This is a genomic window from Kitasatospora sp. NPDC002543 (assembly GCF_053594915.1).
Map to the genome: position 1 here is coordinate 19,958 of NZ_JBSFWR010000002.1, position 21,244 is coordinate 41,201.

Consider the following 21,244-nt stretch of genomic DNA (forward strand, 5'->3'; position numbering starts at 1 on the left):
CGGTTCACCCGTTCGTGAACACCCCTGGTGGCCGCCCCCGGATATGGATGAGTCACCATGTGGGGGTGGCAGCAGACAGCAAGGGCATGAGGGGCCGACAGACCGTACGGGACATGGTCCTGTCGATGCTGGCGGTCGGTTTCGTCGTCGGGATCGGGTACCTGTTCATCCCGCACGGCAGCGGCGGCGACCCGGTGCGCCAGGTCGGGTACAAGGTGGAGGCGGCCTCCGCCCGGCGCGCCGCGCCGTACCAGCTGCTCGCCCCGGAGGGGCTGCCGGACAAGTGGCGGGCCACCTCGGTCGGCTACCGTCCGGCCGACCAGAACAACGGCAAGGGCAACGCCTGGCACCTGGGCTTCGTGACCCCCTCCGGCCAGTACGCGGCGATCGAGCAGAGCGACGTGCCGCGCGACTCCCTGCTGGCCGACCACGTCAAGGGCGCCAAGGAGGACGGCACCTCCGAGGTGGCCGGCCGCACCTGGGACCGGCTGCAGGGCGAGAAGGACCGCGCGCTGGCCGTGCAGACCGGCCCCGGGACCACCCTGCTCACCGGCACCGCCTCCTACGAGGAGCTGGCCGAGCTGGCGCAGGCGCTCAAGTAGCCCCGTCGGGCTCCGCCGCCCCGGCCCGCGCCGGGGCCCGCGCACGCCGAAGGGCCCCGCACCGGACGAACCGGTGCGGGGCCCTTTCGCGCGGGGCGGATCAGACCGTGGTGACGACCTCGTCGTAGGCCAGGCGCGGGCCACGCGGGAACCAGGCGTCGTCGCCCGGCTTGCCGATGTTGACCACGGCCAGCACCGAGTGGTCGCCGTCGAAGAACTCCTTCTCGATGGCGGCACCGTCGAAGCCGGTCATCGGGCCGGCGGCGAGGCCGGCGGCGCGCACGCCGATGATGAAGTAGGCGGCCTGCAGGGCGCCGTTCAGCGTGGCGGAGCGCTCGCGGACGGTGCGCTCCGAGAAGAACGCGTCCTTGGCCTGCGGGAAGTGCGGGAACTGGGTCGGCAGCTCCTCGTGGAACTCGTTGTCCACGGCCAGGACGGCGACCAGCGGGGCGGTGGCGGTCTTGGCCTTGTTGCCGTCGGCCATGTGCTGGACGAGGCGCTCGCGGCCCTCCGCGGAGCGGACCAGGACGACGCGCAGCGGCTGCTGGTTGAAGGCGGTCGGACCGAACTTGACCAGCTCGTAGATGGCCTGGATCTGCTCCTCGGAGACGGGCTCGTCGGTGAAGGTGTTCGCGGTGCGGGCCTCGCGGAACAGCAGGTCCTGGGCGGCGGCGTCGAGTGCCAGGGCGTCGGTGGTCATGCTTCGTACCTCTTGCGGAAGGGGGGGCTCGTCGGTGTGACCGGCCGCGGCCGGTCACTTCCACCAACATAGGTGAATATTCAACGATTCCCCAAGCGGATGTGACCCGCCTCACTCGCCGCCCGGCGCCGCGCCCTCCTCGGCGGCCAGCGCCGCGTCCAGCCGGGCCCGGGCGCCGTCCAGCCAGCGCTGGCACACCTTCGCCAGCTGCTCGCCGCGCTCCCACAGGGCCAGGGACTCCTCCAGCGACGTCCCGCCGTTCTCCAGCTGCCGGACGACCTCCAGCAGCGCGTCCCGGGCGTGCTCGTAGCCCAGCGCGTCGTCCGGGTTGGGCGCCGCGGCCGCCGTGTCCTGCTGTTCCTGCTGCTCTGCCATGCGTGCCAGCGTAGGGGCTGCGGGCGACAGCGCGGCCTACTCCCCGCCGCCCGCGGTGGCGCCGGCGCCCGGGGCCCCGGTGGAGCCGGTGCCCGCGGTGGAGCCGGTGCCCGCGGTGACGTCGAAGCCGCCGCCCGCCACCCGGGCGTGCAGGGCCTCGCCGGACGCGACCTGCGCCGGGTCGGTCACCACCGTGCCGTCCGTCCGCTGGAGCACCGCGTAGCCGCGCTCCAGGGTGGCCGAGGGCGAGAGCGCCACCACCCGGGCCAGGGTGTGCCCGAGATCGCTCTGCGCGTGGTCGAGCCGGTGCCGCAGGGTGCGCCGGGCCCGCTCCAGCAGGCCGTCCACCTCCTGCCCGCGCCCGTCCAGCATCCGGTGCGGGGCGGCCAGCGAGGGGCGGCTGCGCACCCCGTCCAGCCCGTGCTGCTCGCGCTCCACCCGGGACAGCACGTGCCGGCGGGCGCGGTCGCGCAGCTGGCGGACCTTGGCCAGCTCCTCGCCGACGTCCGGGACCACCCGTTTGGCCGCATCGGTCGGGGTGGAGGCCCGCAGGTCGGCCACGAAGTCCAGCAGCGGCTGGTCCGGCTCGTGGCCGATCGCGCTCACCACCGGCGTCCGGGCGGCCGCGACCAGCCGCACCAGCCCCTCGTCCGAGAACGGCAGCAGGTCCTCCACGCTGCCGCCGCCGCGGGCCACGACGATCACGTCCACCTCGGGGTGCTCGTCCAGCTCCCGCACCGCCGCGCTCACCCGCTCCACCGCGCTGACCCCCTGCACCGGGACGTTGCGCACCTCGAAGCGGACGGCCGGCCAGCGCCGCCGGGCGTTCTCCAGGACGTCCCGCTCGGCCGCCGAGCCGCGCCCCGTGACCAGCCCGACGCACTGCGGCAGGAACGGCAGCGGCCTCTTGCGCTCGGCCGCGAACAGGCCCTCGCCGGCGAGTCGCCGCTTCAGCTGCTCCAGCCGGGCCAGCAGCTCGCCGAGGCCCACCGGGCGGATCTCCGAGGCGCGCAGCGACAGCTGGCCGCGCGCCGCGTACCACTCCGGCTTGGCGTGCACGACGACCCGCGCGCCCTCCTGCACCACGTCCGCGACCGCGTCGAAGACCGAGCGGAAGCAGGTCACCGTGAGCGACACGTCGGCCTGCGGGTCGCGCAGGGTCAGGAACACCACGCCCGCGCCGGGGCGCCGGCTGAGCTGGGTGATCTGCCCCTCCACCCAGACGGTGCCGAGCCGGTCGATCCAGCCGCCGATCAGCGCGGAGACCTTGCCGACCGGGAGCGGCGTTTCGGGGGAGCTGGTGTTGGCCATGCCCACGAGGCTAGCGGCGCCGGCGGACACGGCCGGGGCCGTGGGCGCCGTCCGGTCCGGTCACGGCTGCCGCCGCCCGCCCACCCGGCCGGGGCCGCCCCGGCCGGCCGCGCCCTGGACGGCGAGCACCACCAGGCCGACCGCCAGCCAGACCAGCCCGACGACCTGCGCGGTGGTCGAGGCCTCGTACACCACCGCCGCGATCACCGCGATGCCCAGCACCGGCACGACCACGTGCGGGATCCACCGCCGCGAGCCGTGCCGCACGGCGTACCAGCCGACCACCGAGGCGTGCAGCAGCGCGAAGGCGGTCAGCGCGCCCACGTTCACCACCGAGGTGAGCTGGTCCAGCCCGTCGTCCCGGGAGGCCGCCCACACCGCCGCCGCCATGGTGATCACTGCGGCCGCCAGCAGCGCCCGGCGCGGCACCGCGCTGGCCGGGTCGACCGAACCGAGCACGCGCGGCAGCCGGCCGTCCCGGCCCATCGCGAAGACCAGCCGTCCGGCCGCGGCCTGCCCGGCCAGGGCCGCGAACGCCGCGCCGATCGCCTTGCTGGCCGCCACCAGCACGTGCAGCCAGTGCCCGACCCCGCTCTCCACGGTGTCGTAGAAGGCCGAGCCCTGCGCCGCCGGGTCGGCGGCCAGCTGCTCGGGGCCGGTCGGCTCCAGCAGCGCCGCCAGGTAGGTCTGGGCGACGAACAGCACCCCGGCCAGCGCCAGGCACCAGAGCACCGCCCGGGCCACCGCCGCCGAGGCGCCGACCGCCTCCTCCACGAAGGTGGCGATCGCGTCGAAGCCCAGGTAGGAGAGGACCGCGACGGACACCGCCGAGATCACCGCGGACAGCGAGAAGCCCCCCACGGCGGTGAACGGGGTGTCCCAGCCCCGCCGGGCGCCGTCCTGGACCAGCGCCACCACGGCCGCGGCCATGAACACCACCAGCACCGCGATCTCCATCGCGAGCACCGCGAAGCCGACCGCCGCCGCGGTCCGCACCCCGACCAGGTTGAGCGCGGTGGTCACCACCACCGCGAGCGCCGTCCAGACCCAGCGCGAGACGTCCGGCACCAGGGAGTTCAGCGCGATCCCGGAGAACAGGTAGGCCACCGCGGGGATCAGCAGGTAGTCGAGCATCGCCATCCACCCGGCGACGAAGCCGGGGCCCTCGCCGAGCCCGGCGCGGGCGTAGGCGAACACCGAGCCGGTCTGCGGCACCGCGCGCACCATCTGGGCGTACGAGAAGGCGGTGAAGCCCATCGCCACCGTCGCGGCCAGGTACACGGTGGCGACGGCGCCGTGGCTCTTGGCGTCCAGTACGCCGAACACGCCGACCGGGGCCATCGGGGCGATGAACAGCAGTCCGTAGACCATCAGATCGCGGACGCCCAGGCTGCGGCGCAGGCCGCTCGGCGTCGCCTGCTCGCTCACAGAGCTCATAGACACCATATTTTGACCGCTGTTGACCGGGTCTGCATGGAAAGCGCCCGCCATCGGCGCGGCTTCCCGCCCGGGGCGGCACCACCGGCGGCCGCCCGTACGATGGAGCCATGTCCAAGACCGCGCAGCGCCGTGTCCTGCTCGCCGCCCCCCGGGGCTACTGCGCGGGAGTCGACCGCGCCGTGATCGCCGTGGAGAAGGCCCTGGAGCAGTACGGGGCGCCCATCTACGTCCGCAAGCAGATCGTCCACAACAAGTACGTGGTGCAGACCCTGGAGAAGAAGGGCGCGATCTTCGTCGACGAGACGGAGGAGGTGCCCGAGGGCTCGATCGTCGTCTTCTCCGCGCACGGCGTCGCCCCGTCCGTCCACGACGAGGCGCGGGCCGGCCGGCTGGCCACCATCGACGCGACCTGCCCGCTGGTCACCAAGGTCCACAAGGAGGCCGTGCGCTTCGCCGACGAGGGCTTCGACATCCTGCTGGTGGGCCACGAGGGCCACGAGGAGGTCATCGGCACCATGGGCGAGGCCCCGGACCGGATCCACCTGGTGGACGGTGCCGAGGACGTCGCCAACGTGCGGGTCCGGGACGAGTCCAAGGTCGTCTGGCTGTCCCAGACCACCCTGTCCGTGGACGAGACCATGTCCACCGTCGGCGAGCTGAAGAAGCGCTTCCCGGAGCTGGTCAGCCCGCCCAGCGACGACATCTGCTACGCCACCCAGAACCGCCAGGTCGCCGTGAAGCAGCTGGCACCGGAGACCGACCTGCTGATCGTGGTCGGCTCCAAGAACTCCTCCAACTCCGTCCGCCTGGTCGAGGTCGGCCTGGAGTACGGCGCCAAGGCCGCCCACCTGGTGGACTTCGCCGAGGAGATCCGCGAGGAGTGGCTGGAGGGCGTCACCACGGTCGGCCTGACCAGCGGCGCCTCGGTGCCGGAGATCCTGGTCGACGGCGTGCTGGAGTTCCTGGCCGGGCGCGGTTACGACACGGTCGAGACGGTCAAGACCGCCGAGGAGCACCTGACCTTCTCGCTGCCCAAGGAACTGCGCCGCGACCTGCGCGCCGAGGCGGCGGGCAAGCTCTGATCCCTCCCGGAAGGCCCGGTGTCCCGCGCGGGGCGCCGGGCCTTCCGCTGTGCGGGCCCCGGCCCGCTCTCGTAACTTTGTGCACAGGCTGTGGACGACTCACCGGCCGCGGACCGGCCAGGTCGGCGGCCGACGGCGGAGGGTGGACGTGATGACGGCGGTATTCGGCGTGGACATCGGCGGCTCGGGGATCAAGGGCGCGCCCGTCGACCTCGCCCGGGGCGCGCTCGCCGAGGAGCGCCACAAGGTGCTCACCCCGCAGCCCTCCGCCCCCGAGGCCGTGGTCGCCGCCGTCTGCGAGGTGGTCCGCCACTTCGACCACCAGGGCCCGGTCGGGCTGACCTTCCCCGGCGTGGTGGTCGACGGCCGCACCAGGACGGCGGCCAACGTGGACAAGGGCTGGATCGGCCTGGACGCGGCGGGCCTCTTCAGCCAGGCGCTGGGGATGCCCGCGACCGTCCTGAACGACGCGGACGCGGCCGGGCTGGCCGAGCTGACCCACGGCGCCGGGCGGGGCGAGTCGGGCGTGGTCCTGGTGCTCACCTTCGGCACCGGCATCGGGAGCGCCCTGTTCGTGGACGGCGTGCTGGTGCCCAACACCGAACTGGGGCACCTGGAGCTGCGCGGCAAGGACGCCGAGCGCCGGGCCTCCTCGGCCGCCAAGGAACGGCACGGGCTGAACTGGGAGCAGTGGGCCGGGCGGGTCGACGAGTACCTGGACCTGGTGGAGAGGCTGTTCTCGCCCCGGCTGGTCGTGATCGGCGGCGGGGTGAGCCGCAAGCACGAGAAGTTCCTGCCGCTGCTGAAGGAGCGCGAGGCGCGGGTGGTACCGGCCGAGCTGCGCAACGACGCGGGCATCGTCGGGGCCGCCATGGCGGCGGCCCGGGCGGAGGACTGACGGGGCGCTGCCCGCGGCCTCGGCCGCGTCCCGGGGCTCCGGCCCTTGCCTCCGGCCCTTGCCTCCGGCCCCGGCGGGGGCCTCAGCGGGAGCGGTGGATCCGGCGCTGGGCGACGAAGCGGGCGAGCACGATCAGCGCGGCCAGTCCGGTGCCGGAGAACAGCCAGCCGGCCCGCAGCGCCAGCCCGGTCGCCAGCGAGACCACCTGGGCGGTGACGCCCGGGGAGCTCACCGGTTCGAGCAGCAGCATCGCCAGGGCGAAGGCGATCGGCCCGCTGATCGGCGCGGCGAGCAGGTCGGCGTAGCGCACCCGGACGGCCAGCTGGAAGCAGACCGCCAGGTAGCCGAGGCCGAACAGCCAGCCCAGGCCGTCGAAGAGCAGCCGGTCCACGCCCGCCACCGCGAGCGTCGCCAGGACGGCGACCACCCCGGTGCCGACGGCCGTCAGCCGGGTCGGCCGACCGGTGCGCCGCCGCCCGTACGGCTGCTCGTCGTCACGCCCGCGCCCGCGCAGCGGCAGGCGCAGGCGCAGCCGGGGGCCGGCCGGGCGGGCGGCGGCGGACGGCCCGGCCACCGGGCGCAGCCGGGAGGCGGGGGCGGGTGCGGCGGGGGCCCCGGCGGTCTCGGGAGCCCGGCCTGGGCCGGGGACGGAGGCTGCGGCCGCGCCGGTCGGCGGACGGCGTCTGGGCCCTGGCGGCTGGGTACGGATGCTCTGCTCCACCCGCCCAACGTACGGTCCGATCATCGCCACACTGTGTAATGGACCGTTCAGGTCTTGCCCCGTGTCTCCGGACGGAGTAGTGATGTGATCGTCACTCAGGTCGGCTGACCTGCGGGCCGAGCCGACACTCGGCGATCACCGGGCCCGTCCGCGGGGCCCGTCACGGGGGAAGAACATGACCGATTTCACCTTCGAGCGGCTCGACCACGTCCAGCTCGACATCCCGGCCGGCGCCGAGGACGAGTGCCGCGCGTTCTGGTCCGGCGTGCTCGGCATGACCGAGCTGGCGAAGCCGCCGGTGCTGGCCGCCCGCGGCGGCTGCTGGTTCCGCGGCGGCGGGGTCGAGGTGCACCTGGGCGTGGCCCCGGACTTCCGCCCGACCCGCAAGGGGCACCCGGGCATCCTGGTCCGCTCCCTGGACGCGCTCGCCGACCGCCTCGCCGCCCACGGCCACCCGGTGACCTGGGACGACAACCTGCCCGGCCACCGGCGCTTCTACGCCGACGACAAGCTGGGCAACCGGCTGGAGTTCCTGGAGCCCCGGACGGCGGCGACCGAGGAGTGAGGCGGAGCGGGGGCTGCCCGTAGACTTGGGGGTCGGCCCGTACGGTGCCGACCCAACTCCTCCAAGCCCACGGGACTGCGCTTCATGTCGCTCACGATCGGAATCGTCGGCCTGCCGAACGTCGGCAAGTCGACCCTGTTCAACGCCCTGACCAAGAACGACGTGCTGGCGGCCAACTACCCGTTTGCCACCATCGAGCCGAACGTCGGCGTGGTCGGTGTCCCGGACGAGCGGCTGGCCAAGCTCGCCGAGATCTTCGGCTCCCAGCGCATCCTCCCGGCCACCGTCGACTTCGTCGACATCGCCGGCATCGTGCGCGGCGCCAGCGAGGGCGAGGGCCTGGGCAACAAGTTCCTCGCCAACATCCGCGAGTCGGACGCGATCTGCCAGGTCGTGCGCGCCTTCACGGACCCGGACGTGGTGCACGTGGACGGCAAGGTGTCGCCCAAGGACGACATCGAGACCATCCACACCGAGCTGATCCTGGCCGACCTCCAGACCATCGAGAAGGTCCTGCCGCGGCTCCAGAAGGAGGCGCGCCTCAAGAAGGACACCGCCCCCGTGCTGGCCGCCGCCGAGGCGGCCCAGGCGATCCTGGAGACCGGCAAGACCCTCTTCGAGGCCGGCTTCGACACCGCCCCGATCCGCGAGCTGCACCTGCTGACCGCCAAGCCCTTCCTCTACGTCTTCAACGTGGACGAGGACGAGCTGGCCGACGAGGACTTCAAGAACGCCCAGCGCGAGCTGGTCGCCCCGGCCGAGGCGATCTTCCTGAACGCCAAGATCGAGTCCGAGCTGATCGAGCTGGACGACGCCGAGGCCCTGGAGCTCCTCCAGTCCATGGGCCAGGAGGAGCCCGGCCTGGCCACCCTCGCCCGGGTCGGCTTCGCCACCCTCGGCCTCCAGACCTACCTGACGGCCGGCCCCAAGGAAACCCGCGCCTGGACCATCAAGAAGGGCGCCACCGCCCCCGAGGCCGCCGGAGTCATCCACACCGACTTCCAGAAGGGCTTCATCAAGGCCGAGGTGATCTCCTTCGCCGACCTGGTCGAGACCGGCTCCATCGCCGACGCCCGCGCCAAGGGCAAGGCCCGCATCGAGGGCAAGGAATACGTCATGCAGGACGGCGACGTCGTGGAGTTCCGCTTCAACGTCTAGTCGGTTCTTTACTGTATGTTGACTAATGTTGTCAAACATGCAGGTCGGAAGGGGTCAGGCTCTGTCGAGTCTGACCCCTTCCGCATTCCCGTGCTGACTCGGTCTCGACGTCTCACCTCGGAGCGGTGCGAGCTTGTTGAGGTCTGGGCAGACCTGGAAGGGCGCTGCCCTCGGAGATGGGGAGACCTTGCTCCACACTCTTTGTGACGTAACCAGGGCGCGGCCCCTTGAGCTTGCGCTACTGTTCGATTCGACGTAATTCGTAACGAGGCGTGGGGGTTGGGGATGTCTGAGGCCATCTCGAACAATGAGCTGATTCCGATCGAGAGTCAGACGAAGACTATACAGACGTGCTTCCAGCAGTGCCTGTATGAAGTTCCCAATTTTCAGCGCCCTTATAGCTGGTCCCAGGAACAGCTTTTGGATTTTTGGGATGACGTCATCTTGGCGAAGGGGGACTTCTTCTTCGGATCCACAGTCACATGGGTCAGCAAAAAAAGAGACCTCTTCAACGATACCTATTCGATAATCGATGGCCAGCAGAGGCTGACCACGAGTGCGATCCTTTTGTCCGTCGTTCGGGACGCGTTCAGCAGCGTAGCGGATAAGTATGGTGATGTCGATGGATTTGACGAGGCGGTAGCCGTTACCCAGGCAGCCACTACTCAGAAATATCTGATGGCCAAAGATGACGATGGGAAGACTTACCCCATCTTGCGAAGGTCTGAAGAGATGTTCTATGAGGTGATCCAAAATCCGAATGCCATTCCATCTGGAGTTAAGTGGAATGTGAGTTCTAAGCGGATCGGGGAGGCTCGAGGATTCTTTGAGGAGAAGATTCTTGCAGCCATTAAGGATTTGGCGCCAGGGGAGCAGGTTGAGCGCCTTAAGTCAATTCGGTCAAATGCCTTGAAAGCTCGCGTCATCCAGGTTGAGTTGGCATCCGAGGAAGACGGCTTTCTGGTCTTCGAGACGCTGAATACGCGTGGGGCGGACCTGCGGCTGGCCGACCTCGTCAAGAACCTGTTGATCCGCGGTGGCGCCACGGACGCCAGTGATCGGAAAGCTATCGCGGACCGATGGGATCGGCTCGTTGACCGTGTCCAGCTTGATCGCACAAGCACGGACCTTGTTGACAGGTTCATCTGGCAATCCTGGAATTCTCGGCGAGAGGCAGTGAAGGAGCCGGAACTTTTCAAGGAGATTAGCCGTTTGGTGGGTGGTAGCCCGGCTGCGCACCTCTCCTACCTGGCGGAGCTCGAGGGGGATGCGGAGACATATGAGTGGCTAGAGGTGGAGCACGTGCAGGTCCAGCAGAAAGCTGCTGGAGCGCGTAATGCCTTTGCGGTTCCGGAATTCGTTGACAGTGTTCGCGCGCTTGCAATCTTCAATGTCTCTGTAGCCAACTCGACCATCCTTGCGGTAGCTCGCAAGTATCGAGAAACGAGATTGATCAAGCAGGCTCAGGTTATTGAAGTTTTGAGGCTTGTTGAATCCTTCCATTTTCAATATACCGCACTGACGAATAGCGGTTCGACGGGTGGTACGCGAAGCCGGTACAATCGCTTTGCTGTCCGCCTGGAAGGTGCCAGCTCGGCCAAGGATGTTGCGGCGGCAATTGAGGACTTGAAGGTAAAGCTTCGCTCAAGTCTGCCCGCCCGCGCGAGGGCCCATCAGGCGTTCTGCTCCTTGTTCTATGCGCCCACGCTTCAGCTAAATCAGGCGCAGAAGCCCCGATCGCGCAAGATATTCATCGCTTACGTCCTGATGTCGTTCGCGAAGCGGGAAGGCTTGCTGCCTGCTGGTCAGAACCTCGCGACATGGTCGATCGAGCACATCAAGCCGCAATCGATGGCCTCTCCAGAATATAGCAATCCAGTCTACTCGATAGGAAATCTGACGCTCCTCACTGGTCGTCTCAATAGCTCCCTTGGGGACGCTCCTTTTTCGGTTAAGGCTGAGGCGTTTAAGAAGGGGAGGGCGTATTTTGATTCCGAACTCGCAGAGTGGGAGGTGGGCGCGGTAGACGCTCCGTCTGATTCCCAGATCGAGGCAAGGTCGAAGTTCCTGGCGGACGAGGCGTTGGACCGAGTGTGGAACCTGTGAGCACAGAGATAGAGGTGCTCGGGTAGTTGGATCGGGCCTGGCTCTGCGGGGTCCGACCCAACTTCGATCCCGTGTCGACCCGGTGCTGACTCTTCAGCTGCTTCGGGGTAGTGCGCGCTTTGGCGACGTCCAGGCCGCCCCTGAAGGGCATCGGGTGTTGGAGGGCAACCCACGGAACCCCAGTGGGTTCGCGCAGGTGCTGGTAGTTTCGTTGAGCTGATGTACCTGTAGCGTGTCTCTGCTGACTCGCGGAGCGATCGAGTTGGGTGGACTCGGGTGGCGCATCCTCGAGGCCGAGTGGTGCGTGCTAGGAGCTGTTCAAGGTTCGGATCATGTGGCTGAAGTCCCTGACTTCAGCCACATGATCGATCCGCGGAGGTGCAGGCCTGCCGCATAGTTTTCCGGGCCCTTGCCGTGTCGGGTCGTCAGGCCACGCCAGGTCTTGGTTCCCTGGAAGCACCGCTCGACGGTGTTGCGTCGCTTGTATCGGTCGGGATCGAAGGTGACGGGTCGGCCACCGGTGGAACCCTTCCGCTTTCGGTTCGCCGCCTGGTCCGCCTTCTCCGGGATCACTGCGGTGATTCCGCGTCTGCGCAGGTAGGCGCGGTTGGCCTTTGAGGAGTAGGCCTTGTAGGCGGACACTGCGGCCGGCCGGGTGCGTGGCCGGCCGACCCGGGCCGCGCACCCGGATCTTCTCGAGTACGGGACGGAAGTGGCGGCAGTCGGCGGCCTGGCTCGAGGTCAGGACGAACGCCAGCGGCAGGTCGGCAGAGTCGACCGCCGTATGGATCTTGCTGCTCAGGCCGCCTCGGGACCGGCCGAGTCCGGCTTTCGTGGCCCGGGCCCTGCGCCGACGGCGTGCCTGGGCACGAACCTGCGCGGAGTCGGCGACGGTGTCCGGCGCCGGCTCCGCATCACCCGCGGCACGGCCCGCTGTTGCGGCAGCGGAACCCCCTTTTCCTCGGTCAGGGCCTGTTCGAGCGCATCGAGGGTCTCCCCGGTGACCGCCAGTCCGGACGACTCGTAGTGGGCTCTCACGATCGTGGAGTCCACGCTGACCAGCGCCAGCCCGACCTTCCCGCTCGCGGCGGTCTCCGCGATCAACGCCTCCATCAGGCTCTCGAAGAACCCGGAGGCCACCCAGCCGCGGAACCGGGAGTAGGCGGTCGTCCAGGACCCGTAGCGCTCGGGGACGTCCCGCCAGTCGCTACCGGTGCGAAACCGCCACAACACCCCGTTGAACTGCTCCCGAACCCGCCGCGGCAACGGCCCGGTAGCCGCCACCGGCACATGCGGTTCGATCAAGGCCTACTCGGCATCCGTCACGTCAAAACGCGCAACGACCCCGAGTTCTACCAAACACGCCGGCCCGCCATCAGGCCAGGCCAAGATCTGAACCTTGAACAGCTCCTAGGTCGCCAAGCATCTCAAAGACGGGGCGTGGAGGTGCCAGAAGAAGAGTGGTCGCGTTCTGTCGAGGTGCTGAGCTGCCAGACTCGAGGCCTTAAATGTGGCCCTGGCACATCGAGGGCTTCGGCTCGGCGAGATCTGCGCTCCATCGGATCGACATGTGGCCCCGGGTGATGACGACGCTTGCGTGTGATGGAGGACCACGGCTCGTGCTGACTTGGCCCACTTGAATCTGTTTTTTTCTCAGGTCAGATCCCTGTGCTGAACGGTCGTTTCACGCCTGATCGGAGAGGTGTCGCCGGACCGTCCGGGCCCCGTGGTCGTCGCGGGCCCGGGCGGTCCGGTGTTTCCGGGGTCAGCCGATGGTGACGGTGAGGAGGCCGTCGGGGGTGGCGGTGACGGTGACGGGGGTGAGGGTGTCGGCGTGGGCGTCCGGGTGGTGGGACAGGGCGCGCGGGCCGATGCCGACGACGCGGACGCCGGCGGCCTTGGCGGCGGCGATGCCGGCGCCGGAGTCCTCGAAGGCGAGGCAGTCGGCGGGGGCGAAGCCGAGGGCGGCGGCGCCCTTGAGGAAGCCCTCGGGGTCGGGCTTGCTGGCGCCGACGGACTCGGCGGTGACCAGGACGGGCGGCAGCGGGAGGTCCGCGGCGGCCATCCGGACCCGGGCGAGCGGCTGGTCGGCGGAGGTGACCAGGGCGTGCGGGAGGCCGGCCAGCGAGGCGAGGAAGGCGGCGGCGCCGGGCACCGGGACGACGCCCTCGGTGTCGGCGCGCTCCTCGGCGAGCATCCGCTCGTTGTCGGCCAGGTTGAGCTCGACCGGGCGTTCGGGCAGCAGCGCGGCCATGGTCGAATGGCCCTGGCGGCCGTGCGCGACGGAGAGCACCTCGGCCGGGTCCAGGCCGTGCCGCTCGGCCCAGCGGTTCCAGCAGCGCTCGATCACGGCGTCGGAGTCGACCAGGGTGCCGTCCATGTCCAGGAGGACGGCGCGGGCGGTCAGCCGGACGGGGGTGGCGGGCATGGGGCGGCTCCTCGGGGTGTGCCGGCGGGAGAGCCGGAGAATGCGAGCTCTTTGTTTCTAGATGATACAAAAGATCAATCGAGCAGGTGGGCGTTGACCGCGCGGGCCTCCTCGGCCAGCTCGGCCAGCTCCACCACCTCGACCCCGGCCGCCGCCAGCAGCGCGGTGCCCTGGCAGTCGGTGACGAACAGGTCCGGCTCGCGCCAGGCCACCACCACCCGCGGCACGCCCGCCGCGACGAGCAGCCGGGCGCACGGCACCGGCCGCGAGGCGCGCTGCCCGCAGGGCTCCAGCGAGCTGTAGACGGTGGCCCCGCGCAGCCGCGGGTCGTCCGCCGGGAGCTTGGCCAGTGCGGCCTCCTCGGCGTGGTCGTGCGGGTCCGCCTCCCGGCTGTAGCCCTCGGCCAGCACCGTGCCGTCGGCGCCGACGACCACCGCGCCGACCGAGAAGGCCGTTTCGGACGGCGGGCAGCGGCGGGAGAGTTCGACGGCCCGGCGCAGGTGGTCGAGGTCGGTGGACGCGGACTGGGTCACGGCGCGGGCTCCTTCGGGGCGTACCTGAGCAGGACGACGTCGCCCACGGTACGTGCCTCCAGCAGTCGCATCCGCCGGGTCGGGCCGCCCGGGAACGCGGCCGGGCGGACGAAGCGGGGTGCCTCGGCCTGGCCCACCAGCAGGGGGGCGACGGCGAGTTGGAGCTCGTCCGCCAGGCCCAGGGCCAGGAACTGGGTGTGCACGGCGCCGCCGCCCTCGACCATCAGCCGGCGCACCCCGCGGGCGCCGAGGTCGTCCAGCACCGCGCCGAGGTCCACCGTCCCGCCCAGCGCGACCACGTCGGCCCGCCCGTCCAGCCGGGGGCGCAGCACCGCCGCCCCGGCGTCCGTGGTGTAGGCGAGCCGGGCGCCGCCGGTGTGCCAGAACCGCAGGCCGGCGTCGAGATCGCCGCTCGCGCTGAGCGTCACCTTCAGCGGGTGCTCGGGCTTGCCGGCCGCCAGCCGGGCGGCCCGGCGCCCGGGGTCGTTGACCAGCAGCCGCGGGTTGTCGGTGCGCAGGGTGTTGCCGCCGACCAGGATCGCGTCGGCGGCGGCGCGCTCCTCGTCGACCCGGTCGAAGTCGGCGGCGTTGGAGAGCAGCAGCCGCTCGGGGGAGGCGTCGTCGAGGTGGCCGTCGAGCGAGACGGCGGCGCTCAGCAGGACGTGGGGGCGCGGGCCGGGCATGGGCGGAGACCGTTCTGTCGGGGGCGTCTCCACGGTACGGCGGCCGGGTCCGGCCGGGCTCCACCCGGATCGCATCCTGAGACAGATCTTCTCGTCATGCGGGACGGGGAGTAGCGTCGGAGGCGCCGCGGAGCACCGCGGCCGACCGCGCCCAGGGGGGACCCCATGACCGGACCGCAGCCCGCCGCCGTCTACACCCACGGCCACCAGGAGGCCGTACTGCGCTCGCACCGCTCCCGCACCGCCGCCGACTCTGCCGGCTACCTGCTGCCCGAACTGCGGCCCGGACAGGCCCTGTTGGACGTCGGCTGCGGCCCCGGCACGATCACCGCCGACCTGGCCGGGCTGGTCGGCCCGCAGGGGCGGGTGGTCGCGGTGGACACCTCCGCCGAGGTGCTGGAGCAGGCCGCCGGGCACGTCGCCGGGCGAGGCCTGTCCAACGTCGTCCTCGAGCGCGCCGATGTGCACCGACTGCCCTACCGGGACGGCGAGTTCGACGTGGTCCACGCCCACCAGGTGCTCCAGCACGTGGCCGATCCGGTGGCCGCGCTGCGCGAGCTGCGGCGGGTGACGGCGCCGGGCGGGGTGGTCGCGGTCCGCGACGTCGACTACGCCTCGATGACCTGGTTCCCCGAGGTGCCCGCGCTGGACCGCTGGCTGGAGCTGTACCGGCGGACCGCCCGCGCCAACGGCGGGGAACCGGACGCCGGCCGGCGGCTGCTGTCCTGGGCCCGCGCGGCGGGCTTCGCCGAGGTCACCGCGAGCGCCTCCACCTGGACGTTCGCGACGCCCGAGCAGCGCGCCTGGTGGGGCGGGATGTGGGCGGACCGGGTGACGGGCACCGCGCTGGGCCGGACGGCGGTCGAGCGGGGCTTCGCGGAGCGCGACGAGCTGGACCGGGTCGCGGACGGCTGGCGGGAGTGGAGCGCCGCCGGGGACGGCTGGTTCTCGATGTTGCACGGCGAGGTCCTGGCCCGGGGCTGAGCCCGGGGCTGAGCCCGCGACCGAGTCCGGGGCCCGGAGGCCGGGGACGGGCCGGGGAGGCCGGGCAGGTGTTCGGAAAGATCGGGTAAAGTCGCGCGACCGTTCAGATCGGGCCCGTTCGGGTCCGAGCCATGGTGCCGAGCGCCGAGCCGATGCCCGTTCCGGTGGGTTGGGGGAGTCCCGTGTCCAAGTCCGAGTCCGAGCCGTCCGTCCCGGGGCCGGAGTCGCCCGCGGCCGCGGGCGAGGGTGCGGACCCGGGCGTGGCCGAGGATCCGGGCACGGACGGGGGCCCGGGAGCGGACGGGGAGCGGGGCGTGACCGCGGCGGCAGCGCCCGCGGCCCCGGCGCCGACGGCCGGTCAGGATCCCCGGGTGGACTTCCGCAAGGACACCGCCGAGCCCGCGAGCCCGCCCGTGCCCGCGAGCCCCGCCGGATCCGCGAGCCCGCCCGCCCCCGCGGCCCCCGCCGACCCCTGGGCCGCCCCCGATCTCTCCGCCGGTCCGTCCGCCGCCCCGGCCCCGGCACCCCGGGCCGTCCCGCCGTCGGCCGCCCCGCCCCAGCCGCCGTACCCGCTGCCCGCCGGGGGCTGGGCCTCCGTCACCCCCGCCGCCCGGTCCGGCTTCCCGCCCGGTCACCCGTACGCCCAGCCCCCCGGTCAGGGCCCGGCCGCCGCCCCCTTCCCCGGGTTCGTGCCCGGCCCCGCCCCGACCAACGGCTTCGCCGTCGGCTCGCTGGTCACCGGTCTGCTCCTGGTGGCCCCGGTGGCCCTGGTGTTCGGCATCCTCGCGCTGGTCCAGATCAACCGCCGCAAGGAGCGCGGCTCCGGCATGGCGGTGACCGGTCTGGTGCTCGGCACGGTCGGCACGGTGCTGCTGGTCCTCGCGCTCGGCGCGGCCGACTTCGGTTCGGCGCGGGCCGGCCGCTTCGGCGGGGCCCCGAAGGCGCCGGCCGGCTCGGTGCACTGGTCCGACCTCAAGGCCGGCGACTGCTACGACTCCCCCGGGGGCGGTTCGACGTCCGACGGGAACGGCGACGAGACGGTGTACTGGGTGCACCGGGTGGCCTGCGCCGAGCCCCACAACGGCGAGGTGGCGGGCACCGCCGACCTGCCGGGCCGCGACGGCGGCTACCCGGGCGAGAGCGAGGTCCGCGATTCGGCGGGCCGGCTGTGCCGCCAGGTGCTGGACGGCTACGCGCTCGACCAGTGGGTCCTCCCGGACGGCATGGACGACGTCTACCTCTACCCGACCGCGAGGAACTGGGAGTCCGGCGCGCGGTACGTCACCTGCGCCTACGAGGACCGCGAGGAGCAGCACCGCGGGACGGTCCGGACCGACCGGAGCAGCCTGACCGCGCCCCAGCTGGCCTACCTGGAGGCCGTGCGGAGCTTCAACGACGTCTACCTGGACCCGCCGGCGGGCGCGGTCTCCGAATCCGAGGCCGAGTACCGGGCGTGGGCCCGTCGGATGGCCGCGGCCTCCCGCGCCCAGGCGGCCGCGCTGGGCGGACCGTCGGTGCCCTGGCCGGCCGACGTCCAGCCGAAGATCGTCAAGCTGGCCGAGGCCACCTCGCAGGCGGCCGCCGCCTGGGACGCCGCGGCCTCCGGCGGCGACGTGGCGGGCGACGTCCGCCGGGCCAGGGCGCTGGTGGCCAAGTCGGCGCCGACGGCGCTGGAGGTGCGCCGCGGGTTGGGGCTGTCCACCGGTGAGCAGGTGCCCGACCTACGGGTCTGAGCGCCGCGCACCCGGTTACCGGCCGTTGACCGGGCCAAAACCCGGCGGTTACCCGGCGGCCCTACGGTCGTGGACACGTCCCCGGCCCGACCCCCACGCGAGCCGGGGACCGGCCCGTCCGACCAGGGCGGGACGGTCGGGGCCCGACAGCCGGCAACGGACCGGTCGGCAACGGCCCGCGACGGACCGCGACGGCAGGGAGCGGGACGGCCCGAGGGCGCCCCCGGTACCCTCCCGCCATGGGGACCCACCGGGTGATGCGGCAGGACGACAACGGCAACCGCTTCCTGGTCGCCAAGAACCTCGATCCGGCCGAGGCCCGGCGGATGGCCGCCGAGTTCGAGGCCCGCGGCCACAAGCAGATGTACTGGGTCGAGGAGGACGGGGCGGCGGTGGGCCCCGAATCGGCGGACGGGTCGGTCCGCAACGCCTGAGCCCCCGTAGGGTCGCGGTCATGGACGCCTCCCACGCCCCCGGCCCCGCCCACCCAGCCTCCGACGCCCCCGCCGCTCCCCGGATCGTGGTCGGCGGCGCCCTGGTCCACCGTGGCCGGGTGCTCGCCGCCCGGCGCAGCGCGCCCGAGTCGGTGGCCGGCCGGTGGGAGTTCCCCGGCGGGAAGGCCGAGCCCGGGGAGACGGAGGCGCAGGCGCTGGAGCGGGAGCTGCTGGAGGAGCTCGGCGTCCGGGCGCGCGCGCTGACCCGGCTGCCGGGCGCGTGGGCCGTGCGCCCCGGCCTGGAACTGCGCTTCTGGGCCGCCGAATTGCTGGCCGGCGAGCCGCGCGCACTGGAGGACCACGACGCGCTGCGGTGGCTCGGCCCGGACGAGCTGGACGCCGTGGACTGGATCGATCACGACCGTGACGTGCTGCCGCACGTCGCCCGGCTGCTCGCGGGCCCCGGATCCGGTCCCGGAGCGGGTGCCGCGGACAGCGCGCCGACGGCGGGCGACGCGCAGTCCGCCGAGTAGGTCAATCGGACAAGACGACCCGGGGGCCGGGATAGCCTGGGTGCTGCTGGGTATGTCACTTTTCGGCACTATTCGTCACCATCGGTGAGCCGTCCCCAGCCGGCGACGCCGATCCCGACCAGAGCCGGAGGCCCCGTCGGTGTCGAGTACCGGGAACGGTGGCGGGGGAGAGCGGCGGGCAGGCTCCACGGGGAGCGCCGCCGCCCGCGCCCGACTGCGCCGCGCCGCCCGTCCGGCCGCCCCCCAGCCGCCGTCCGGCCGCCGCCTCGGGGCCACCGGCGCCGCGCGGTCCGCCCAGTCGGCGCCGGACCAGTCGCCGCCCGTCCGGCCGTCGGCCACCCGGCCGGTGCCGCCCCCGGCGGCGGCCGAACCGGGCGCCGGGCCGGCCCCGCGCAGCCGTCCCGGCCGGCCGTTCCCCGGCGGGCCCTCCGACACCCCGGGTGCCCCCGGCGCACCCGCCGGTGGCAGCCTGCTGGACATGCTCAAGGTCGCCATCGCGATCCTGGACACCGCGGGCCGGGTGGTGCTCTGGAGCCCGGCCGCCGAGGAACTGCTCGGCTGGCCGAACGAACTGCTGGTCGGCCGCCGGATCGAGGAGCTGATCCCCGACCGCGAGCAGGTCGCCCGGATCCGGGACGCGATCCAGGACACCCTGCGCCACGGCCGCTGGGCCGGCTACGCCGAGCTGCGCGACCGGGACGGCGAACCGATCGCCGTGGACGCCCGGATCTCCCTCCTGGTGGACGGCGACGGCACCCCGTTCCTCCAGGTCAACATGGCCGAGACGGCCGCCGTCCAGGCCGTCGAGCGGGACCTCGCGGTGCGCGACGCGCTGTTCGAGCAGTCCCCGCTGGGCATCGCCATCATGGACACCGACCTGCGCTACACCGCCGTCAACCGGACCCTCGCCGAGATGAACGGCGTCGCCCTGGACGACCACGTCGGCCGCACCACCGGCGAGACGCTGCCGGAGCGGGCCGCCGACGAGATCACCGCCATCCAGCGCCAGGTGCTGGCCACCGGCGAGCCGGTCATCGACGTCACCCTGGCCTCCCCGGTCACCACCCGGGCCGGCTACCGCTCGATCTCCTACAGCCGGATGACCGACCGCTCCGGCCGGGTGCTCGGCATCTCCGGCACCGTGATGGACGTGACCGAGCGCTACCGGGCGGTCGCCAAGGTCGAGCACGCCCGGCGCCGGCTCTCGCTGCTCAACGAGTTCGGCTCCCGGGTCGGTGACCTGCTGGACGCCTCCCGGATCGCCCAGGAGCTGGCCGGCTCGGTCGTCCCCCGGCTGACCGACCACTCGGCGGTGATCCTGCTCCAGGCCGTCGCGCACGGTGACGACCTGCCCCGGCACGGCCACGACCGCCGCACCTCGCTGCTCCAGCTCGGCACCGCCTCCGTCCAGGACGGCCCCGAGGTGGACGTGATGCTCCGCCGCGGCGCCCGGATCACCTTCGCCGAGGACTCGGTCTGCGGCCGGGTGCTGCGCACCGGAGTGCCCGAGCTGCTGTCCGGCGCCGAGCAGCTGGACGACGTCACCTACCCCGGGGACCCGAAGATGCAGGCCGCCCGGGACCTCGGCGTGCACTCGATGCTGGTGGTGCCGCTGCGTGCCCGCGGCATCGTGATCGGCCTGCTGCTGGTCAGCCGGGCCGGCTACCGCGAGGGCTTCGACCGGGACGACCTGGCCTTCACCGTCGAGCTGGCCGACCGGGCCGGCAGCTCGCTGGACAACGCCCGCCTCTACGCCCGCGAGCGCACCGCCGCGCTCACCCTCCAGCGCACCCTGCTGCCGCAGCAGGTCCCGCAGCCCACCGGCGTCGAGGTCGCCTACCGGTACGTGCCCGGCAGCAGCGGCACCGAGGTCGGCGGCGACTGGTTCGACGTCATCCCGCTGCCGGGGGACCGCACCGCGCTGGTGGTCGGCGACGTGATGGGCCACGGCCTGCGGGCCGCCGCCACGATGGGACGGCTGCGCACCGCAGTCCGGGTGCTGGCCGCCCTGGACCTGCCGCCGGACGTCCTGCTGCGGCACGTCCACGAGCTGGCCGACGACCTCGCCCAGGGCCCGGACGAGGCGCTGCTGGCCACCTGCGTCTACGCGGTCTTCGACCCGGCGACGGCCCGGCTCACCGTCGCCAAGGCCGGGCACATCCCGCCGGTGCTGGTGGTGCCGGGCGGGGACGCCGCGGAGCCGACCCGCACCGGCGGCCCGCTGCCCGGTGGCGCGGGCCGGATCCTCGACCTGCCGTCCGGCGCCCCGCTCGGGGTGGGCGGAGTCCCGTTCGAATCGGTCGAACTGAAGATCCCCGAGGGCAGCCTGCTGGCGCTGTGCACCGACGGCCTGGTCGAGTCCCGGGACAAGGACCTGGACGTCGGCCTCGGCCGGCTGGTCACCGTGCTCCAGGGGCCGCACGCCTCCATCCAGGCCGCCTGCGAGGCGGTGCTGGCCACCATGGAGCAGGGCCGGGAGCCGGACGACGTCGCGCTGCTGCTGGCCCGGCTCGGCCACGGCCAGGCCGGCACCCCGACGGCGGGCTGGACCCTGCCCGCCGAGCCCACCGCCGTCTCCCGGGCCCGCCGGCTGGTCCGCGCCACGCTCGTCGAGTGGGGCGTCGAGGAGCTCACCGACACCGCCGAGCTGCTGGTCAGCGAGCTGGTCACGAACGCCGTCCGGTACGCCAGCGCCCCCATCGGGGTGCGGCTGACGCTCGGCGAGACGCTGCTGGTCGAGATCTCCGACCCGCTGCCCGACCCGCCCCGGGAACGGCACGCGGCCGAGGCCGACGAGGGCGGCCGCGGGCTGGAGCTGGTCCACCGGCTGGCGCTGCGCTGGGGGGCCCGGGCCGAGGGCATCGGCAAGGTGGTCTGGTTCGAGCAGGCGCTCGCGGGTAGTGGAAGCGATGGATCGTGAGCGGAGCGAACAGGAGGCAGGCGGTGCCGCACGTACCG

The 21,244-nt window shown here is 72.5% G+C and carries 17 protein-coding genes and 2 pseudogenes; 11 read left to right on the forward strand and 8 right to left on the reverse strand.

Annotated elements, in window-relative coordinates; all coding sequences use genetic code 11:
- Positions 1-65 precede the first annotated feature (65 nt).
- Complete coding sequence (locus ACWD4P_RS01190; protein ID WP_449778164.1) at positions 66-602, forward strand: DUF4245 domain-containing protein; 537 nt, start codon at positions 66-68, stop codon at positions 600-602.
- Between the two features lie 100 nt (positions 603-702).
- Here ACWD4P_RS01190 and ACWD4P_RS01195 read toward each other — a convergent pair whose 3' ends face one another.
- The 4 genes from ACWD4P_RS01195 to ACWD4P_RS01210 all read right to left on the reverse strand — a co-directional run bounded on the left by ACWD4P_RS01195 (position 703) and on the right by ACWD4P_RS01210 (position 4,425).
- A complete protein-coding gene (locus tag ACWD4P_RS01195) occupies positions 703-1,302 on the reverse strand; it encodes a malonic semialdehyde reductase (protein ID WP_359824133.1) in 600 nt (199 codons plus the stop codon).
- A gap of 111 nt (positions 1,303-1,413) precedes the next feature.
- On the reverse strand, positions 1,414-1,677 hold the full coding sequence (locus tag ACWD4P_RS01200) for an exodeoxyribonuclease VII small subunit (RefSeq protein ID WP_359824131.1): 264 nt from the start codon (positions 1,675-1,677) through the stop codon (positions 1,414-1,416).
- A gap of 36 nt (positions 1,678-1,713) precedes the next feature.
- Complete coding sequence (xseA, locus tag ACWD4P_RS01205) at positions 1,714-2,988, reverse strand: exodeoxyribonuclease VII large subunit (protein WP_359824129.1); 1,275 nt, start codon at positions 2,986-2,988, stop codon at positions 1,714-1,716.
- Between the two features lie 60 nt (positions 2,989-3,048).
- Positions 3,049-4,425 (reverse strand): APC family permease, encoded by a 1,377-nt coding sequence (locus tag ACWD4P_RS01210; protein WP_359824127.1) that lies wholly within the window; start codon positions 4,423-4,425, stop codon positions 3,049-3,051.
- Positions 4,426-4,535: 110 nt separating this feature from the next.
- Here ACWD4P_RS01210 and ACWD4P_RS01215 point away from each other — a divergent pair, with 110 nt between their 5' ends.
- On the forward strand, positions 4,536-5,510 hold the full coding sequence (locus ACWD4P_RS01215; protein WP_359824124.1) for a 4-hydroxy-3-methylbut-2-enyl diphosphate reductase: 975 nt from the start codon (positions 4,536-4,538) through the stop codon (positions 5,508-5,510).
- A gap of 151 nt (positions 5,511-5,661) precedes the next feature.
- A complete protein-coding gene (gene ppgK, locus ACWD4P_RS01220; RefSeq protein ID WP_449778165.1) occupies positions 5,662-6,408 on the forward strand; it encodes a polyphosphate--glucose phosphotransferase in 747 nt (248 codons plus the stop codon).
- Between the two features lie 82 nt (positions 6,409-6,490).
- Here ppgK and ACWD4P_RS01225 read toward each other — a convergent pair whose 3' ends face one another.
- On the reverse strand, positions 6,491-7,129 hold the full coding sequence (locus ACWD4P_RS01225; RefSeq protein WP_449778166.1) for a DUF6542 domain-containing protein: 639 nt from the start codon (positions 7,127-7,129) through the stop codon (positions 6,491-6,493).
- Positions 7,130-7,304: 175 nt separating this feature from the next.
- Between ACWD4P_RS01225 and ACWD4P_RS01230 the strand changes: the two genes are divergently transcribed.
- The 3 genes from ACWD4P_RS01230 (at position 7,305) to ACWD4P_RS01240 (ending at position 10,958) form a co-directional block, all read left to right on the forward strand.
- On the forward strand, positions 7,305-7,694 hold the full coding sequence (locus ACWD4P_RS01230; protein WP_449778167.1) for a VOC family protein: 390 nt from the start codon (positions 7,305-7,307) through the stop codon (positions 7,692-7,694).
- Positions 7,695-7,778: 84 nt separating this feature from the next.
- The gene (gene ychF / locus ACWD4P_RS01235) at positions 7,779-8,852 is read left to right on the forward strand and encodes a redox-regulated ATPase YchF (RefSeq protein WP_359830649.1); all 1,074 of its coding nucleotides are present in this window, start codon (positions 7,779-7,781) and stop codon (positions 8,850-8,852) included.
- A gap of 285 nt (positions 8,853-9,137) precedes the next feature.
- A complete protein-coding gene (locus ACWD4P_RS01240) occupies positions 9,138-10,958 on the forward strand; it encodes a DUF262 domain-containing protein (RefSeq protein ID WP_449778168.1) in 1,821 nt (606 codons plus the stop codon).
- Between the two features lie 330 nt (positions 10,959-11,288).
- Here the strand turns inward: ACWD4P_RS01240 and ACWD4P_RS01245 are convergent.
- The 3 genes and pseudogenes from ACWD4P_RS01245 to ACWD4P_RS01255 all read right to left on the reverse strand — a co-directional run bounded on the left by ACWD4P_RS01245 (position 11,289) and on the right by ACWD4P_RS01255 (position 14,602).
- Positions 11,289-12,263 (reverse strand): annotated as a pseudogene (locus ACWD4P_RS01245) (IS5 family transposase).
- 460 nt (positions 12,264-12,723) lie between these two features.
- On the reverse strand, positions 12,724-13,386 hold the full coding sequence (locus ACWD4P_RS01250; RefSeq protein ID WP_359830653.1) for an HAD-IA family hydrolase: 663 nt from the start codon (positions 13,384-13,386) through the stop codon (positions 12,724-12,726).
- 74 nt (positions 13,387-13,460) lie between these two features.
- A pseudogene (locus tag ACWD4P_RS01255) lies at positions 13,461-14,602 on the reverse strand (dihydrofolate reductase family protein).
- Between the two features lie 165 nt (positions 14,603-14,767).
- Here ACWD4P_RS01255 and ACWD4P_RS01260 point away from each other — a divergent pair.
- The 5 genes from ACWD4P_RS01260 (at position 14,768) to ACWD4P_RS01280 (ending at position 21,206) form a co-directional block, all read left to right on the forward strand.
- The gene (locus ACWD4P_RS01260) at positions 14,768-15,586 is read left to right on the forward strand and encodes a methyltransferase domain-containing protein (RefSeq protein WP_449778169.1); all 819 of its coding nucleotides are present in this window, start codon (positions 14,768-14,770) and stop codon (positions 15,584-15,586) included.
- A gap of 371 nt (positions 15,587-15,957) precedes the next feature.
- Entirely contained in the window at positions 15,958-17,319 is a 1,362-nt protein-coding gene (locus ACWD4P_RS01265) for a DUF4190 domain-containing protein (protein ID WP_449778170.1), read from the forward strand.
- A gap of 239 nt (positions 17,320-17,558) precedes the next feature.
- Positions 17,559-17,753: an SPOR domain-containing protein gene (locus tag ACWD4P_RS01270; protein ID WP_449778171.1), complete on the forward strand. Its 195-nt coding sequence runs from the start codon at positions 17,559-17,561 to the stop codon at positions 17,751-17,753.
- A gap of 20 nt (positions 17,754-17,773) precedes the next feature.
- Positions 17,774-18,286 (forward strand): NUDIX domain-containing protein, encoded by a 513-nt coding sequence (locus ACWD4P_RS01275; protein WP_449778172.1) that lies wholly within the window; start codon positions 17,774-17,776, stop codon positions 18,284-18,286.
- Positions 18,287-18,425: 139 nt separating this feature from the next.
- Complete coding sequence (locus ACWD4P_RS01280; protein ID WP_449778173.1) at positions 18,426-21,206, forward strand: SpoIIE family protein phosphatase; 2,781 nt, start codon at positions 18,426-18,428, stop codon at positions 21,204-21,206.
- The last annotated feature ends 38 nt before the right edge of the window (positions 21,207-21,244 follow it).